The sequence below is a fragment of the Halovenus anhuiensis genome, from assembly GCF_037080055.1.
Classification (GTDB): Archaea; Halobacteriota; Halobacteria; order Halobacteriales; family Haloarculaceae; genus Halovenus.
In genome coordinates, this window is sequence record NZ_JBAOJI010000003.1 from 379,186 (window position 1) to 395,607 (window position 16,422).

17 protein-coding genes are annotated in these 16,422 nt (G+C 60.1%); 11 read left to right on the plus strand and 6 right to left on the minus strand.

Translation table 11 applies throughout. The features are described from left to right. Nucleotides 1-10: 10 nt before the first annotated feature. Nucleotides 11-1,420, minus strand: a complete 1,410-nt coding sequence (locus V8P86_RS10785; RefSeq protein WP_336327271.1) for an extracellular solute-binding protein — start codon at nt 1,418-1,420, stop codon at nt 11-13. Between the two features lie 227 nt (nt 1,421-1,647). On the opposite strand from V8P86_RS10785, the gene V8P86_RS10790 reads away from it, so the two are divergent. After that, entirely contained in the window at nt 1,648-2,298 is a 651-nt protein-coding gene (locus tag V8P86_RS10790; RefSeq protein ID WP_336327272.1) for a glycerophosphodiester phosphodiesterase, read from the plus strand. A gap of 78 nt (nt 2,299-2,376) precedes the next feature. Next, on the plus strand, nt 2,377-3,216 hold the full coding sequence (locus V8P86_RS10795) for an endonuclease/exonuclease/phosphatase family protein (protein ID WP_336327273.1): 840 nt from the start codon (nt 2,377-2,379) through the stop codon (nt 3,214-3,216). Here the strand turns inward: V8P86_RS10795 and V8P86_RS10800 are convergent. Next, nucleotides 3,210-3,887: an HAD family hydrolase gene (locus tag V8P86_RS10800; RefSeq protein ID WP_336327274.1), complete on the minus strand. Its 678-nt coding sequence runs from the start codon at nt 3,885-3,887 to the stop codon at nt 3,210-3,212. The two genes, V8P86_RS10795 and V8P86_RS10800, sit on opposite strands and share 7 nt — an antisense overlap. Nucleotides 3,888-4,013: 126 nt before the next feature. Between V8P86_RS10800 and V8P86_RS10805 the strand changes: the two genes are divergently transcribed. Further along, nucleotides 4,014-4,790, plus strand: coding sequence for a DUF7260 family protein (locus V8P86_RS10805; protein WP_336327275.1), 777 nt, complete (start codon nt 4,014-4,016; stop codon nt 4,788-4,790). Nucleotides 4,791-4,835: 45 nt separating this feature from the next. Continuing rightward, nucleotides 4,836-5,999, plus strand: a complete 1,164-nt coding sequence (locus V8P86_RS10810; RefSeq protein WP_336327276.1) for an MBL fold metallo-hydrolase — start codon at nt 4,836-4,838, stop codon at nt 5,997-5,999. A 6-nt stretch (nt 6,000-6,005) separates the two neighbouring features. Here the strand turns inward: V8P86_RS10810 and V8P86_RS10815 are convergent, their stop codons facing one another. From V8P86_RS10815 to V8P86_RS10825, 3 genes are all read right to left on the minus strand, one after another. Next, a complete protein-coding gene (locus V8P86_RS10815) occupies nt 6,006-6,398 on the minus strand; it encodes a methylglyoxal synthase (RefSeq protein WP_336327277.1) in 393 nt (130 codons plus the stop codon). Nucleotides 6,399-6,501: 103 nt separating this feature from the next. After that, the gene (gene dnaK / locus V8P86_RS10820) at nt 6,502-8,421 is read right to left on the minus strand and encodes a molecular chaperone DnaK (RefSeq protein WP_336327278.1); all 1,920 of its coding nucleotides are present in this window, start codon (nt 8,419-8,421) and stop codon (nt 6,502-6,504) included. Between the two features lie 173 nt (nt 8,422-8,594). Next, nucleotides 8,595-9,419: a nucleotide exchange factor GrpE gene (locus V8P86_RS10825; protein WP_336327279.1), complete on the minus strand. Its 825-nt coding sequence runs from the start codon at nt 9,417-9,419 to the stop codon at nt 8,595-8,597. Nucleotides 9,420-9,573: 154 nt separating this feature from the next. Here V8P86_RS10825 and V8P86_RS10830 point away from each other — a divergent pair, with 154 nt between their 5' ends. Together V8P86_RS10830 and V8P86_RS10835 are read left to right on the plus strand one after the other, a co-directional pair. Beyond that, complete coding sequence (locus V8P86_RS10830; RefSeq protein WP_336327280.1) at nt 9,574-9,957, plus strand: ArsR/SmtB family transcription factor; 384 nt, start codon at nt 9,574-9,576, stop codon at nt 9,955-9,957. 69 nt (nt 9,958-10,026) lie between these two features. Then, entirely contained in the window at nt 10,027-11,064 is a 1,038-nt protein-coding gene (locus V8P86_RS10835; protein ID WP_336327281.1) for a zinc-dependent alcohol dehydrogenase family protein, read from the plus strand. Between the two features lie 2 nt (nt 11,065-11,066). Here the strand turns inward: V8P86_RS10835 and V8P86_RS10840 are convergent, their stop codons facing one another. Further along, the gene (locus tag V8P86_RS10840) at nt 11,067-11,273 is read right to left on the minus strand and encodes a multidrug transporter (RefSeq protein ID WP_336327282.1); all 207 of its coding nucleotides are present in this window, start codon (nt 11,271-11,273) and stop codon (nt 11,067-11,069) included. Between the two features lie 192 nt (nt 11,274-11,465). Between V8P86_RS10840 and V8P86_RS10845 the strand changes: the two genes are divergently transcribed. The 5 genes from V8P86_RS10845 to V8P86_RS10865 form a co-directional block, all read left to right on the plus strand. Next, entirely contained in the window at nt 11,466-13,052 is a 1,587-nt protein-coding gene (locus tag V8P86_RS10845; protein WP_336327283.1) for a TrkH family potassium uptake protein, read from the plus strand. 295 nt (nt 13,053-13,347) lie between these two features. After that, nucleotides 13,348-14,952, plus strand: a complete 1,605-nt coding sequence (locus tag V8P86_RS10850) for a methyl-accepting chemotaxis protein (RefSeq protein ID WP_336327284.1) — start codon at nt 13,348-13,350, stop codon at nt 14,950-14,952. Between the two features lie 185 nt (nt 14,953-15,137). After that, nucleotides 15,138-15,401, plus strand: a complete 264-nt coding sequence (locus V8P86_RS10855) for a hypothetical protein (RefSeq protein ID WP_336327285.1) — start codon at nt 15,138-15,140, stop codon at nt 15,399-15,401. 94 nt (nt 15,402-15,495) lie between these two features. Continuing rightward, entirely contained in the window at nt 15,496-16,128 is a 633-nt protein-coding gene (locus V8P86_RS10860) for a helix-turn-helix domain-containing protein (protein ID WP_336327286.1), read from the plus strand. Nucleotides 16,129-16,225: 97 nt separating this feature from the next. Further along, a partial coding sequence (locus tag V8P86_RS10865) for an SDR family NAD(P)-dependent oxidoreductase (RefSeq protein ID WP_336327287.1) occupies nt 16,226-16,422 on the plus strand: 197 nt, incomplete at its 3' end.

A 16,422-nucleotide genomic window follows, 5' to 3' on the forward strand; every position in this document is an offset into this window, starting at 1 on the left:
GGTGTAAACGTCAGGCCTGGCGCTGGTACCGGGCGAGTGCGGCTTCGGCCTCACTTTTGACTGCTTCCATCGCCGCCTGCGGATCTTTGCCGCCGAAGACCTCGTTCATCTGGCTGGCGACTTCGGAAGAGATAGCCGGGTTCTCGCCGGTCTGTGTCCCGATGTTCGTCGGGTTACGCTCCCACGATTCAATCTGCTCGCGCGCGACCTGGTGGCGGGGATTGTCCTCAAACCAGCCTTCGGATTCGAGTACGTCCCACGACCCCTTGTGCGCAGGGTAGTAGCCGCTTGCCTTGTGGAAGGCCGCCTGCTGTTCGGGGCTCATCGCGAAGTCGATGAACTTCTGGAGTGCTTCGCGCTCCTCGTCGGATCGGGCTTTATTCACCGCCAAGATCTCGGCGCCACCACGGTGGTGACCGATTCCGTCGCCGCCCAGTGTCGGGAATTTGGCCGTCCGAACGTCGAACTGGTCGCTGTTGACATACGCGATCGAGGTGCTAGAGTTGAAATTGAACGGCACGCGTTGCTCGCGGAAGACGGTCGCCGGCTCGGACCAGTTTTCGATACCGCCGTTGAAGTACAGTCCGTCCGACGCCAGATCTGCCCACCAGTTGACGATGTCGAGCGTGTACGACTCCGTCGAGAAGACTGTCGACGGCTCACCCTCGTAGCCGTTTTTCTTATCCATCCAGAACTCGTCTTGCTCGGCCACCCAACAGGTGAGGAACCACGCGGCGTTCGGAATTGTCACACCGAACTCGGCGTCCGTCTGCTCGACGGTGGTCTCGCCCATCTCTCGAACCTCGGCGAGCGATTCCGGCGGATTAGCTGGGTCGTAGCCCGCCTCGGCGAGCATATCCGCGTTATAGTGCATCACGACGTTCGAGACGTAAAACGGTGCGCCCCACATCGTCCCGTCCAGCGTCGATGTCGCCGCTGCCGGTTCGATGATATCGTCGGGACTCACCTCGCTCATCAGCTCTTCGATTGGCTGGAACCAGCCGGTGTCTCGCGCGAGAATTGTGTCCGCGGTGTTGAAATGCGTGATATCGGGCATGTCCGCGGGATTGCCACCCTCGATGTTCGTGAACGCGGTCGTCCGGGAGTCACGGTAGTTCGTCAGGAGGTTGGTGTTGATCTTGATGTTGCTGTTGTTCTCCTCGAACTCCGAGACCATGCTGTTGATCGTCTCCTCGTAGTACCCCCCCCAGGCCGGCCAGAAGTTGATCGTAATGGTGCCGTCGTCGTCGGTCATCTGACCCGGTTCGCCGAAGCCGTCCTCTCCGGGGCCGCTATCGTCGCCGAGTAGACCCAGACAGCCAGCCGATGCTGCTAGTCCTGCAGCCCCGCCGGTCGCGAGTACTGCCCGCCTGCTGTGGTATCCACCAGCCTGTTCGGTTTCAGTTCGATTCTCTGTCATCTCTCCTGAATCAGTGTGTCCGTGCATACGTTAGTCGTGTGTGGCTAGTAGCTGTCGCACAATCCGACGGACGCCGTCTCCAAATCGCACAGAAGGGACCAATTTTCTGAAACAGATAAACGCTTGGAATATCGTTATATAGGGGTATAACCAGTATGTATCGATCATAGCCGTGTGATCAGAGATGATCCACAGTTCTTTGTACCCGGGGCCTTCCAGCAACCGATGTGAGGATCATCGGTCATCGAGGTTGTGCGGCGGAGTTTCCCGAGAACACGCTCGCGGCCGTCCGGGGCGCGGCCCCACACGTTGACCTGATCGAAATCGACGTGCGACGCTGTCAGTCCGGAGAGCTCGTCGTCTTTCACGACGAGACACTCGGCCGACTCACAGCGGCCTCTGGCCGCGTCAGCGAGACGGACTACGAGGAACTCGCTACGCTCACCGTCGGCACTAGTGACGAGTCGATTCCGACACTCGCCGCCGTGTTGGACGCAGTACCCAACGGCATCGGGCTCAACATCGAACTCAAGGAGCGCGGACTGAGCGAGGAGATACTGGGACTGCTTGAGGGCCGCTCGACGGAGGTCATCGTCTCGTCGTTCGATCCCGAAGCGCTCGCTCCGTTCGGCAACGTTCCGACTGCAGTTCTCTGTGCCGAGTCGTTCGAGAACTCACTCTCGACCGCTCTCGATCTCGACTGTCAGTATATTCATCCACGGTACACGATAGTCGACGGTGACTCGATCGGACTGGCTCACCAACAGGGGCTGTCGGTTAACGCTTGGACCGTACCGACAGCGACGGAGGTCGAGCGACTAGCCGAGCAGGGCGTCGAGGGCGTAATCGTCGACTCCTGGCGGATCGTACCTGACTGATCTATCCATAGTGACAATATCGCCACACTATGGGCAATTTTCAATACATACTTTCGGGTGCCCATCCAGTTCGTTGCCATGGACGACAAGTATCTCGGAGCGAGTGGTAGTCGGCCGTTCCCAGATCCCGTCCCAGAGCCGGCGGAGTGCCGTCTCGTTTCGTATAACGTACTCTACGAAGGTGTCGCGCCGGATGGCCACGGCTGGAGCGAGCGATCCGCAGCGGTGATCGCCGAGTTGCGGCGCTTGAGCCCCGATATTATCGCATTCCAGGAGGCCTGGAAGAACCAGTACGCCGAGCTACGTGAACTGTTGCCGGCGTTTTCGTGGGTCGCGGCAACGGACACGCCAGCGCACACGCCAATCGCGTATCGGAGCGATCAGTTCGATCTCGCCTCCTCGGGGACGTTCTGGCTCTCGCCGCCGGAGGCTGATCCCGGCACGCCGGCCTGGGACGCAATGTACCAGCGATTGGCAACGTACGCAACTCTCGATGATCTTGACACTGACCGTTCGCTGACGGTGATGAACGTCCATCTTGACCACGAGGGTGACCGGGCGCGTCGAGAAGGAGTTGCACTCGCCCGCGACCGACTGGCCGATCTCGCTACGGGAAGTGAGATCGCCCTCGCGGGCGATTTCAACTGCCAGCCGGGCGATCGCGCGTACGATCGCGCGACGACGGACCACGAGGGCTGGCCCTCGCTGTCCGATGCGGGGACTGTCGCCGAGCAGACTGCCGGGCCGACAGAAACGTACACCGGATTTCCCGGAGAGGACTACCAACCAGAGAACATCGATCACGTCTTTGTCTCGGACGGGGTTGCGGTCGACCGGGTTCTAACCTGTCTCCCGGCCACTAGCCCCGACCAGCGTCCGTCTGACCACCGGCCGGTGCTCGCTGACCTCTCCTACTGATCACCGAGTACCGATATCTCCGCAAGCACCGCGCGCAGTTCCGGCGTCGACATGACGACTCGGTTCGCCCGCGACAGATCGTTGTCGGCGTTGCCCGCTCCCCGCAGCGCGATGCAGTACATCCCAGCTCCGACCGCGGCGTCGATCCCGTGTGGCGAGTCCTCGACGACGATACACGCCTCCGGCTTGACACCCAGTTTTTCGGCAGCGACGCGGTAGCTCTTCGGATCGGGTTTCGACGGTCCCTCGACATCCGACGACGAGACAACGACATCGTACAGTTCGTGGAGATCAAACCGATCCAGCACCATCTCGACCCACCCGCGCCGGGAGGCCGAGACAAGGCCTGTCGCGTATCCCTCCGCCCTGAGCGCTTCGATCAGATCGACGTAGCCGTCCAGTAGCGTCGCCTGCTCGCGGTAGACTTCGGCCGCGTTGTCGTCGTACAGCGCGTCGAACTCCTCGGCGGAGACAGACAACTCGACACTATCGAGGTCGTTGAGGCGGTCGTAGGCGTCGGTCACGCTGAGCGCCCGGACCTCTTCGAGTGGTGGCTTGCCGGCGACGGCCGCGGGCAGAATTTCGGTCTCTTCGAGGTCACGCCAGATGTCGGCGGTCTCGACGGTGACACCGTCCATATCGAACAGCACCGCTGCGAACTCGGAACTCATTGGTTCGTTCTTTCACGCCAACGGGGAAAGCCTGCCGTCCGCAGAATATATAGCGCTCTGTAGCCCGGAAACCCTCCCAATATCCCTCCTAGAAGCGGTTAAGAGGATCATCCCCCATCTATCGATATGACTGAACTGACCGGCGAAGTCCCAGACCTGCATTTCGAGGAGGCCCTCGACGTGATCGAATCGGAACGGGCAATTCTCACCACGGAGATCGAGGCATTCGAGGAGTTTCTCGACGTTGTGGAATCGGTCACTCCCACGTCCACAGCGGGTTCGAGACTGCCGCCCGTCCAGTCTCAGACTGGCGGCACTGATCTGTTTCAGACGCTGCGCGCCGGCTACGAGTCGTCCGTCATGGCGGTTCCACATTACGAGACGGAGTATGGCGAATCCTTCGAGACGAACGCCCATACCGAGTTCGGCCCGGACATCGCGACACTGCTCACGACCGGTCGGGTTTTCGAGGCCCACCACAAACAGGCTGTTATCGTCGCGACCGAGGAGAGCATCGAACAGCGTCGCCACCTTCTCGAAGCCATCGACGAAGAGCAGGCATCGCTCGAACGGTTTCGGGATCCGGTGCAGTCGGTCATCGACGCCATTCGTTCGTTCGACGGCGGGACGCTGGCGAGCGACTCACCAAAATTACTCGACGGGTATCGCAGACGGATCGACGTTCTCGAATCGCGCTGTCACGACCTCGTCGACCAGCGTCAATCAGAAATCGTCGGCGACAGGCGCGCACTCTCTCTTCCGATCAGCGGCCCCGACCTGCCCTCCTATCTCTACACTGAGTTGCCGGTCACCTATCCGGTGATCGCTCCGCTGACCACGGTGCTCGAATCCGCCGCCGGAATCGGTGCCGCCGTGACGACCGATCAATCGATCCGTTCTTGATCCACTGAAGCTGGTCCTTTTGAGCGTCCTCGACGTAGCTTTGGTATGCCGCGGGAATTTCCAGATCTCGACACGACAGTCTCGGAGATCAGTCCGGCCGAGTTCAAACGACGCCTCGACGACGGCGAGCAACTGACGCTTCTCGACACCCGGAAACGCTCGGATTTCGAGACGTGGCAGGTTTCCCACCCGAATCTCACCGTGACGAACGTCCCGTTCAGTGAATTTCTCGACGACAGCGGCACCGAAGTCGCCGACGAGGTCCCGGAGGGGGTTCCGCCGGGGCCGCTGATCACCTGCTGTGCGAAAGGCCTCTCCTCGAAATACGTCGCCGAGTTTCTGAGCCGGGAAGGGTGGGAGGTGCTCCCGCTGGAAGACGGAATGCGCGGCTGGGCGAACCTGCTCGAGACACACCCAATCGACTCGTCGGCGGAGACGACTGTGCTCCAGTTTCACCGCCCGTCGAGTGGCTGTCTGTCGTATCTGTTCGTCGCTGACGACGAGGCTGCCGTCATCGATCCGCTCCAGGTATTCGCTGACAGATACGCCGACATCGCCCGCTCGCACGGGGCCGAACTCGTCTACGCGCTCGACACCCACGTCCACGCGGATCACGTCAGCGGTGTCCGAGAAGTCGCTCGACAGACAGACTGTGCCGCTGTACTTCCGCGAGGGAGCAACGAGCGAGGCCGCCAGTTCGACGCTCGATTGGTCGACGATGGCGATTCGGTTCCGCTTGGCTCGCAAGCGATCGACGTTCGCGCGCTCCCCGGCCACACGACCGAAAACACCGGCTATCTGTTCGAGGGTGTCCTCGCCGCCGGAGATACGATCTTTCTCGACGGCGTTGCACGCCCTGATCTCGAAGACGGCGACGCGGCCGAGGCAGCGGCGGGGCAACTCTGGCAAACCCTGCAGGATCTCGACGACCTGCCCGAGGAGACAGTCGTCGCACCGGGACACGTCGGTCCGACGACAGTCCCAGACGACGATGGGTCGTTCACGGCCACGCTCGGCCACCTCCGCGGACGCTTGCGAGCCTTCGACGAATCCCGCGAGGAGTTCGTCGAGCGCGCGACCCGGGACCTGCCGCCACAGCCCAACAACTACCGCGAGATCATCGCGATCAACCTCGGCCAGCGGGATGCAGACCCAGACGAGGCCTTCGAGCTCGAATTAGGCCCGAACAACTGCGCTGTCTCCGAGTGAAGGCGTTTAAACGGCATCCAGCCCGGCATCCCGAGCGATGCCGTGGATGATATACTCGGCGGAACTACGGGTGGTCGCCAGCGGGATATCGTGGACATCACAGATCCTGAGCAGCGCCGAGATGTCCGGTTCGTGAGGCTGGGCTGTCAGCGGATCCCGAAGAAAGACGATCGCGTCCATCTGCTCTTCTGCCACCTCGGCGGCAATCTGTGCATCACCGCCGATCGGTCCGGATTTTTTGCGTTCGACGCTGAGATCCGTCTCCTCAATGATTCGCTGGCCAGTGGTCCCGGTTCCGACGAGGTCGAACTCCGAGAGTATCTGCTCGTGTTTCTGAACGAATTCGATCATCTCCGGCTTCTCGTCGTCGTGGGCGATCAGGGCGATTCGTGGTGACATACCACACTATTCTCCGGAGAGAATAATGATCGTTTGGGCGGCCGGCGGGACAAAACCGCGAAAATCAGGTCAGCATCCGGGTCGATGAACGCTTCAGACTCGTTTACTCCTCGTCTTCGTCGTCAACGTCCTCGAAGTCGGCGTCGACGTACTCCTCGTCGTCACTCGCACCGGCAGCGCCTGCGCCCGGCCCTGCAGCGCCCGGGCCCGCGCCCGCTGCGCCGGCACCCGGACCCGCACCGCCAGCACCACCGGGACCGCCCGCACCGGCGGCGCCGGCCTGCTGCTGGTACATCTGCTTGCCGATCTCCTGCAGTTCCTCGGTTAGCGTCTCGGTTGCCTCTTCGATCTCCTCACGTTCTGCATCCTCGTCTTCGAGGACTTCTTCGACATCCTCGATGTGACCCTCGATGGTCTCGCGGAGTTCGTCGTCGACGGCGTCCTCGTTCTCGTCGAGGACGGTTCGCGCGCGCTGGATCGTCGACTCGGCCTCGTTGCGGGCCTCGATCCGTTTGCGACGTTCCTCGTCTTCCTCGGCGTGTTTCTCGGCTTCCTCCTGCATCTCCTCGATTTCATCGTCCGAGAGACCGACACCGCCCTCGATGGTGATGTCTTCTTTGTTCCCGGACTCGCGGTCCTCGGCGCTGACGTTGACGATGCCGTTCTCGTCGAGTTCGAAGGTCACTTCGATCTGCGGGACGCCAGCAGGGGCCGGCGGGATGCCCGAAAGCATGAACTCACCGAGCAGTTCGTTCTCCTCGGCGATTTCGCGCTCGCCCTGGAAGACACGAATCTGGACAGAGGTCTGGTTGGCCTGTGCGGTGGTGAAGACCTTCGACTCCTCGGTCGGAATCGTCGTGTTCTTCTCGATGAGTCGCTCGAAGAGGCCACCCTTGACCTCGACACCGAGCGAAAGTGGCGTCACGTCGACGAGCACGATGTCGTCGACATCGCCGGAGAGCACACCGGCCTGAATGGCCGCGCCGAGCGCGACCGCTTCGTCGGGGTTGACGTTTTTCTTCGGCTCTTGGCCGGTCATCTCCTCGACTTTCTCCTGGATCATCGGCATCCGCGTCGATCCGCCGACGAGGATGACTTCGTCGATGTCGTCTTTGCTCAGGCCGGCGTCGGCCAGCGCCTGCTCGGTCGGGTCGACCGTTCGGTCGACGAGATTCTCGGTCAGCGACTCGAATTTCGCACGGGTGAGCGAGGCTTCGAGATCCTTCGGGCCGTCGTCGTCCGCGGCGATGAAGGGTAGGTTGATGGTCGTTTCCTTGCGGTTCGAGAGTTCGACCTTGGCCTCTTCGGCGGCCTCGTGCAGGCGCTGCAGGGCCTGTCGGTCTTCGCGGAGGTCGATGCCGTGTTCGGCCTCGAAGTCGTCGGCCAGATAGTCGATGATCGCCTCGTCCCAGTCGTCTCCACCGAGGTCGTTGTCACCGTTGGTGGCGACAACCTCGTAGACGCCGCCGCCGAGTTCCAGGATCGACACGTCGAACGTTCCGCCACCGAGGTCGTAGACGAGCACGGTCTGATCGGACTCGTCGTCAAGTCCGTAGGCCATCGCCGCTGCGGTCGGTTCGTTGATGATCCGTTCGACCTCGAAGCCGGCGATTTCGCCGGCGTCCTTGGTGGCCTGGCGCTGGCGGTCGGAGAAGTAGGCCGGGACCGTGATGACGGCGCGTTCGATCTCCTCGCCGAGATACTCCTCGGCGTCGCGTTTGATCTTCTGCAGCGTCATCGCCGAGACCTGCTCGGGGGTGTACTCCTCCCCTTCGAGTTCCACAGTATAATCCTCCTCGCCCATGTGCCGCTTGATCGATTCGACGGTGTTGTCCGGATTCTGGACGGCCTGGTTTTTCGCCGGTTTGCCGACGATCTGTTCACCGTCGGAGAAGGCGACGACCGACGGTGTCGTCCGGTCGCCCTCGCTGTTGACGATGATCTCCGGGTCGCCACCCTCCATGACCGCGAACGCGCTGTTCGTGGTCCCGAGGTCGATTCCAAGAATCTTGTTGCTCGTCATGTTATCAGAACATACCCGATTCGTTCGGTTAAAAGTTGCTAGATCACCTCTCCACGAAGCACAGCCACACACCGCAAGCGACGGGCTTTCACCTCCCGTCGCACTCGACTACTAGGGATTTATGTTCAACCGCAATTCGACCGATAGATCACGCATCTCTCCTTCGAGGCCCCTCACTCCTCGTCTTCGTCGCTCGCTCCGGAGCCGTCACTGACGGCGACCTGTGCTGGACGAAGGACCTTCCCGGCCATCTCGTAGCCCGGTCGGTGCAGTTGTGCGACCGTATCTTCGGGCTGGTCGCTCTCGACGGTGATGAGCACCTCGTGGCGCTGTGGGTCGACATCCGCGCCGAGGTCGGGTTCGATCACCTCGACATTCTCCCGATCCATCTCCTCGTCGAACTGGACCAGCGTGGACTCGATGCCGCTGCGGATGTCTGCGTCGTCGTCCTGTTCGAGCGCGCGGGCGAGATTATCTCGAACGTCGAGGAGTCGCTCGACGAGGTCCTCGGTCGCTCGCTGTTTTTCCTCTTCCATGCGCTTTTCCTGTCGCTTCTTGTAGTTCTGGAAGTCGGCCTGCTTGCGCGAGAGCCGTGATTCGAGGTCGTCTGCGCGTTCGCGTTCCTCGTCGAGTTCCTCGCGCAGTTCTGCCCGTTCTGCGTTCAGTGTTCGGATGACTGCCGCGACACGGTCGGATGGCGTCTCTTCGATGAATTCGATCAGATCGGTACCGACCTCCTCTTGTTCGGACTCTGTTACTGCCTCGTCTTCTGTCTCAGTGGTCGTCGTGATCTCTTCGAGGAGTTCGTCGACATCTTCACTCGGCTCTTCGGCTATCTCTTCCAGTGACCCAACATCCGACTCCTCGGTAGTTCCGGCGGCTTCACCCTCGGCTCCGCCGGTGTCACGCCGAGCAGCCTGCTCGTCACCCGCCTCGTCGATGCCATCACCGGTCGATTCGGGCGAACTCTCGTCGTCGTCTGCGTCCTGCCTGCTCATATCCGTACCATGCCCGTTCGCCAATAAAAAGCACGCGACATCAGCGGACGAGCACAGCCGTCACTCTCCAAATAAGGATAGCTAGATACAGCCGCGGGTCAGTTCTGTATAGCTAGCATATCGTTCCATCGAGAGACGGCAACATGGTGTAGGTATGGCGACGCAACTTTCGGTCACGGACCGCGAGCCAGCGAACGAAAACAGTGTCGACAGCGAACCGGATCTGCTCGAACTGCTCGGTGACGAGTACACCCGACGGGTACTGGCGGCAGTGACGGAACAGCCCCGGAGCGGCAGCGAAGTGGTCGAGGCGGCGGATGTCTCGAAGGCAACGGCGTACCGTCGACTCGGCGAACTGGAAGACGCCGGGTTGGTCGACTCCGAGATGGTCTTTGACCCCGACGGTCACCACCACGAGCAGTTCTACGCAATCGTGGAGTCGATCGATATGGAGTTCGGTGCCGATGGGGTTTCGTTTACCGTCAGGACGGCTGGTTCGGACACCGACGACGTGTCTGGGATCACTCATCGGATTTGATGCGAGTTCTGTCGACTTCTCCATCCGAGCGCAGGCGGGTTTTAGTGCAATCGCGCCGAATACCTGTGCATGAGAGCCGCTGTCTTCCACGGTGAAGGGGAAATCGCAATCGAAGAACAATCGGACCCGACTATCGAGGACCCGACAGACGCGATTATCAGAGTCACACACACGGCAATCTGTGGCTCGGATCTGTGGTTCTACCGCGGCCTACGCGAGTTTCCGACGCCCGGAAAAGTCGGGCACGAACCGATGGGCATCGTCGAGGAAGTTGGCTCCGACGTGACACACGTCCAGCCCGGAGACCGCGTGCTCGCGCCCTTCTGGATCAGTTGCGGCGAGTGCGAGTTCTGCCGGAAAGGGCTGCACACCTCCTGTGTCGACGGCGATAGCTGGGGCGGCGAGATGAGCGGTGCACAGGCCGAGATGGTCCGAGCACCACACGCCGACGGGACGCTCGTTCGGATTCCCGACCGCTACGCCGACGACGAGAAGGTGCTCGAAGCCGCCCTCCCGCTAACCGACGTGATGTGTACGGGCCACCACGCGGCCGTCAGCGCAGGCGTCCAGGCAGGGGATACCGCTGTCGTCGTCGGCGACGGCGCGGTTGGCCTCTGCGGGGTGCTCGCCTGTCGACGACTCGGCGCAGAGCGCATCATCGCAATGGGCCACCACGAGGACCGACTCGAGATTGCCGAACAGTTCGGCGCGACCGAAACCATCAGCGCTCGCGGCGAGGAGGCCGTCGAGGCTGCGACGGATCTCACTGATGGCGGCGCGAATCACGTCCTCGAATGCGTCGGCGCGGAGTCTTCGATGGACACTGCCTTCCAGGTTGCCCGACCCGGCGGCACGGTCGGATACGTCGGTGTCCCAGCGGGCGTCGACGAGGCCGCCTTCCTCGATACGGCATTCGGGGACAACGTCACCCTCGCCGGCGGTGTTGCCCCGGTCCGCGCGTACGTGGATGACCTCTTAGCCGACGTGTTGCAGGGGACACTCGATCCGTCACCGATTTTCACGAAAACAGTCGATCTGGACGGCGTTCCCGAGGGCTACCGGGCGATGGACGAACGCGACGCGATCAAGGTAATGGTGAAACTCTGAAATCAGTCTGTCTGCCCGAGTCGTTCTCGAATCACAAGGAAGGCGGCCACGAGCGCGACAGTCACTCCGATGAGAGTCGGGACGATCTGCCCGGATCCCCACTCCCAGCCAAGAAACTGCGTCCCGACGACGGCAACAGCGGCCACGAGGACGGCAAAGGCAGTGACCAGCGGCGATTGTGATCGCCAGCCGCCTGAAGTCAAGTCCATATTTGCTAGTCTCTGTGTCACTGCATAAATCGTGGGCCGCCGTTTCGCGCTCAGAAACGGTTTCGTCGCGACTGACCGCCTCTGCCGGATCGAAGCCAAGCGAGTGATCGGAGTGCGTTCCTCTTGAGCTTTAGATATGCAAAAATCGCTAAGAAACACGTTTTTGTATAGTGGGCATCTCAACTGAGCCAGATGCGGATACGCGTCAACTGGCGTCAAAGTGTGGCTCTGACGGGGACCGTCGTCAAGTATCTCGCAGCCACGATGCTCTTCCCGCTGATCGTCAGTCTCGTCTACGGTGAAGATACCGTGGTGTTTCTCGCCGCAATCGGGATCACCGTCGCCATTGGACTCCTGCTCGAACAACTCGAGGCCGATATCGACCTCGGTCCGCGTGAGGCGATTCTGTTCGTCGCTCTCGTGTGGGGTGTCGTCGCAATCGTCGGGATGATTCCGTACCTGCTGGCAGGATTCGGGACAGACTCGACCGTTGGACTGCAAACCAGTTCGCTCGGGGCGTTCGCCGGTTCGATCGCGAACGCCCTGTTCGAGTCGATGTCCGGCTTTACGACGACCGGATCGACGGTGCTGGGCGAGATCTCCTTCGAGCAACATTCTCACGCAGTGCTCATCTGGCGACAGCTCACGCAGTGGCTCGGGGGGATGGGAATCATCGTTCTGATGGTCGCTATTTTGCCCGAAGTCGCAGTCAACGGGGCACAGCTCATCGAATCAGAAGCGCCCGGCCCCGAACTGCAGAAGATGACTCCACGCATCGTCGAAACCGCGCGCCTTCTCTGGTTGTTCTATCTCTTCTTCACCGTCCTGTACATCGCTCTGCTCTACGGCCTCTCGCTCGCGGGACGCGTGCTCGAAGCGGACGTTGCTCCGAACATGGACCTGTACAATGCCATCGCGCACGGGTTCACGACGCTCCCGACCGGCGGATTCTCGCCGCAGGCAGACAGTATCGCGGCTTTCTCCCCCGCCGTGCAGTGGGTCGTCATTCCGTTCATGATCATCGCCGGCACGAACTTCGCCCTGTTTTATTTCATCCTGAAGGGCAACTCCTTCCGGATCGTCAAGGACCGTGAGTTTCAGGCGTACATCGGGGCGATTCTCGGTTTGATCGCCATCCTCTGGGGCTTGCTGTTCACTGGTTCCGCGCCGACGCTCGAACTCGGGGGTCAAACGCAGGGAGTCCTCGAAAACTCGCTCCGGCAGGCGGCGTTCCAGATCGGATCGCTCATGAACTCGACGGGGTACGCGACGAGTGACTTTGCCCAGTGGGACACGCCGTCGCGGATGGTACTCTTGTTTGCGATGTTCATCGGTGGCTCTGCGGGGTCGACCGGCGGCGGTGTGAAAGTCGTCCGCTGGCTTGTACTGATCAAGGCCGGTCGCCGGACCCTGTACAAAACGGTACATCCCGATGCGGTCAAACCGATCAGGCTCGGGGGACAGGTGATCGACGAGGATGCGATCACGGGCATCGTGGCGTTCACTTTCCTCTATTTGGCTATTTTCGGCGTCGCAAGTGTCCTTCTCTCGCTCGATGCCGCTCGCGCCGGACTGCAACTGACGCCGATAGAAGCAATCAGCGCGAGCCTCGCCACGCTCGGGAACATCGGACCGGGATTCGGTTCCCTCGGACCGTTCGGGAGCTTTCTGGAATTCCCGACATCGAGCAAACTGCTGATGATCGTTCTCATGTGGCTGGGCCGTCTGGAAGTGATTCCCGTGCTAGTTCTGTTTACGGGTGCCTTCTGGCAAGATTGACAGTACTGCATCCCGGAGGGGGGTTTCTGCGTAGTGTGAGGGTATCGAGGAGCTATTACCGAGGCAGTTGTTTTTGTCGGAGAAATGTTTGTAAATCGACCAGTAGAAAACGAAACAATCACGTCTGATATCCGCTGTTAGTGCGCCTCTTTCAGGAAGCTATATAAAAATTTACTGGTGAACTGCTTCGCTATTCCACGTCGCACGCGAATTGAAACGCCATTCTCGCAAAGTAATCAGATATGGACGGAGATAGCAAGTCATTCGATGGGGCTCACCAGCGAGGAGGTTTTTTGTGAATCCCCAGTTGATCAGAGAGCGACGACTCGTCAAATTCGGCCTCGCGTTCGGGGTCGTCATTCTCGTGATGATCACAGTCGGCGTTCTGGCCTTCCTCGATACAGCCGCACAGATTGCTCCGGAGAATCGTGGGATCGTTGCGCAGAACCTCGCGATCCTCATCGCGACAGCAGTGCTCGGCATCGTGGCTGTTGGACTCATGCTTGCTCGACCAACTGTCAAAGGGATCGAAGAACTCGCAAGCCACACGGCAGATATCGAAGCGGGACAACTCGACGGCAACGTCGAGAGTGCTGCGCAGGACGAACTCGGCTCGTTATATCGTTCGATCACCTCCATGCGAGAAACGATCAAGCAGCGGATCGAGGAGGCCGAACAGCAACGCGAACGTGCACTCAAAGCCCAAGAAGAGAGTGAAACCCAGCGCGAGCGTGCCGAGCAGGCTCGACAGGAAAGCGAAGAACTCGCACGAACACTCGAAACCCGGACGGAAGCATTCGCGCAGACGATGGCAGAGACGGCCAACGGAGACCTCACGGCTCGTCTTTCGGTCGAATCTGATGATCCCGAATCACTGACGCGTGTCGGCGGAAGTTTCAACGAGGCGATGGATGAACTCCAAGCTATCGTCGACGACGTCGGAACGTTTACCGAGGAGGTTGTCACCGCTGGCGAAGCGTCGACAGATCGTATCGACGATGCAGTCGACAACGGCCGACATGCAAACGAGTCGATGGACGATATTGCGGCCGATGCCAGACAACAGCGTGATGATCTTGTCGACGCCTCCGAGGAACTGGAGAGCATGTCGGCAAATATCGAAGAAGTTGCGGCTTCGACCGACGAACTCGCAGATTCGTCGAAACGAGCCGCCGAGCTAAGCGAACGCGGGCGGTCGGACGCAGTCGCAGCCGTCAAGGAACTCCACAGCATCGAACAGCGATCTGAATCGGCCGTCGAAACGATCACTGAACTCGAAACCCAGATGGACGAGATCGAACAGATCGTCACGACCATTACCGAAATTGCCGAGCAGACGAACATGCTCGCGCTCAATGCTTCTATCGAGGCTGCACGCGCTGGCGGCGGGACTGGCGACGTTGCCGATGGCTTCGATGTCGTCGCCCAGGAGGTGAAAGCGCTCGCCGAGGAGACCAGAACCTCTGCCAGTGAAATCGAGGAGATGCTCCGGGATATTCGACACCTCACCGAGGACAGCGCTGACGACATGCGAGGAATTCAGACAGAGGTCAAATCCGGCGTCGAAACCGTCGAAAACGTTGGTGACGTACTGACAGATATCGACACGCAAGTCGGTGAAGTCGACGATGGCGTCCAGCAAATCACCATCGCGATGGATCAGCAGGCAACCTCGCTCAACGATGTCACCGCAACCGTCGACGAACTGACGGAATTCGGTCGGACGACCGCAGAGAAGACGACAGCCATTGCAGAGACTGCGAGCGAGCAGGTGACGATTCTCACCGGGGCGTCTGAGAACACACACGCGCTGCTCGGGAAAGCCAAGCAGTTGCAGGAGTCTCTTGGCACGTTTACTTACGAAGCCAGTGCACCTCAATCCGCACCACCAGCACAGTGAACACGGCCGCTATCTGTTCTCTCGATCGGTACAAGCGGCCGGTAATGGAGACAGTATCGACATCACACGGTTGTCCGAGTAGATATTCTCTGGTCTCCTACTTCTCGTATAGATAACTCCCGCGTAAGTCGCGTTTTTAGTCGTTGGCTCGAACCGATCTGTATGGAGCGGCTGGTCACAGAACGATGACAGCATCACAGATCCGGATTCTTTCACGGCTCGTCAGCCGGTATGACGAGCGAGAGGGGCCGGTCACGGCCACAGAGATGGCAACGGTAGTCGATAGCGATCCTGCGACTCTCCGGGAGTTTTTCGAGAATTACGAGTCGAAACACCTGCTGAAGCCGGTTGACGACGGATACCGCCCGACTGTGACTGCCCGCGAACTGCTGGAACTTGATATCGATGACGATGCACTGGTAATACTCGACACACAGCCGGAGTCCTGACTGCTGCATAGGACGGCTGTTCACTGCGACTGTCCAGCCGGCACAGTATTTTATATCGAGTACGGCGGTATATGATGGTAATAGGAGATTCACCGTGTCAGACAATCCAAAAAAGACAACAGGGGACCAAGATACGTCGCCATTCGTCCAAGAAGCGGAACAGGATATCGATCTGACGGACCGTCCGTACGACGTGTACGGCTGTCAGACCTGTGATAACGTAATCCTCTCGCTACACGGCTGTGGCGAGGGGATGACCTGCCACGGCGAGGAGATGGTGCCGGTTACAGAAGCGAAAATGGAGATTCAACCGCCGAATTTGCGCGACGTCTTGCTCAACGTCTTCGGGCTTCCGAAAGTCGGACTCGATATCTGTCTGTGCGTTATCGACGATGGGCCGCTTTCGCCGGACGAGGTCGCACAGCAGCTTGGGTACGACGAGAGTACGATCCGGCGATATCTCAACAAACTCACCGAGGTCGGTCTGCTGACGAAGATGCAACTCAACCGCGAAGACGGTGGTTTCGTCAACGTCTACCAGCCAATCGATATCGAGGAGATGCGACGAGAATCACTGATCGGCTTCTATCTCTGGGCCGGAGAAGCGGCAACACTGATCGAAGACGCCAATCTGACCAAGGAAGATTATGTCGACGGCTCGTACGAGGGCGACCTGAACGAGATTTTTTGGGAATCGTTCCGAGGCGGAGACGAACCCGCGGAGTAATCGCTCCGACGACCGACTGTCGACCACAAATCTGAACCGAATCGGGTTACGAGGGGGTTAGCTACGACTTTATTTATAGTTGTAATGTGGTCTATACGTGACAGACGACAATTTTGATTTGAACCCGCCAGAACTGAGTCGTGAGGATCTCCTGATCGTGGATGACCCGCGTTTCACTGAGGAGACAGTCGCACTCGTGACCGGTGCGGCCTCGGGTATCGGGCAGGCGACAGCGGTTGCACTCGCCGCCAACGGCCTGACCGTGGTCGGTGCGGATATCGATACCGACGGGAT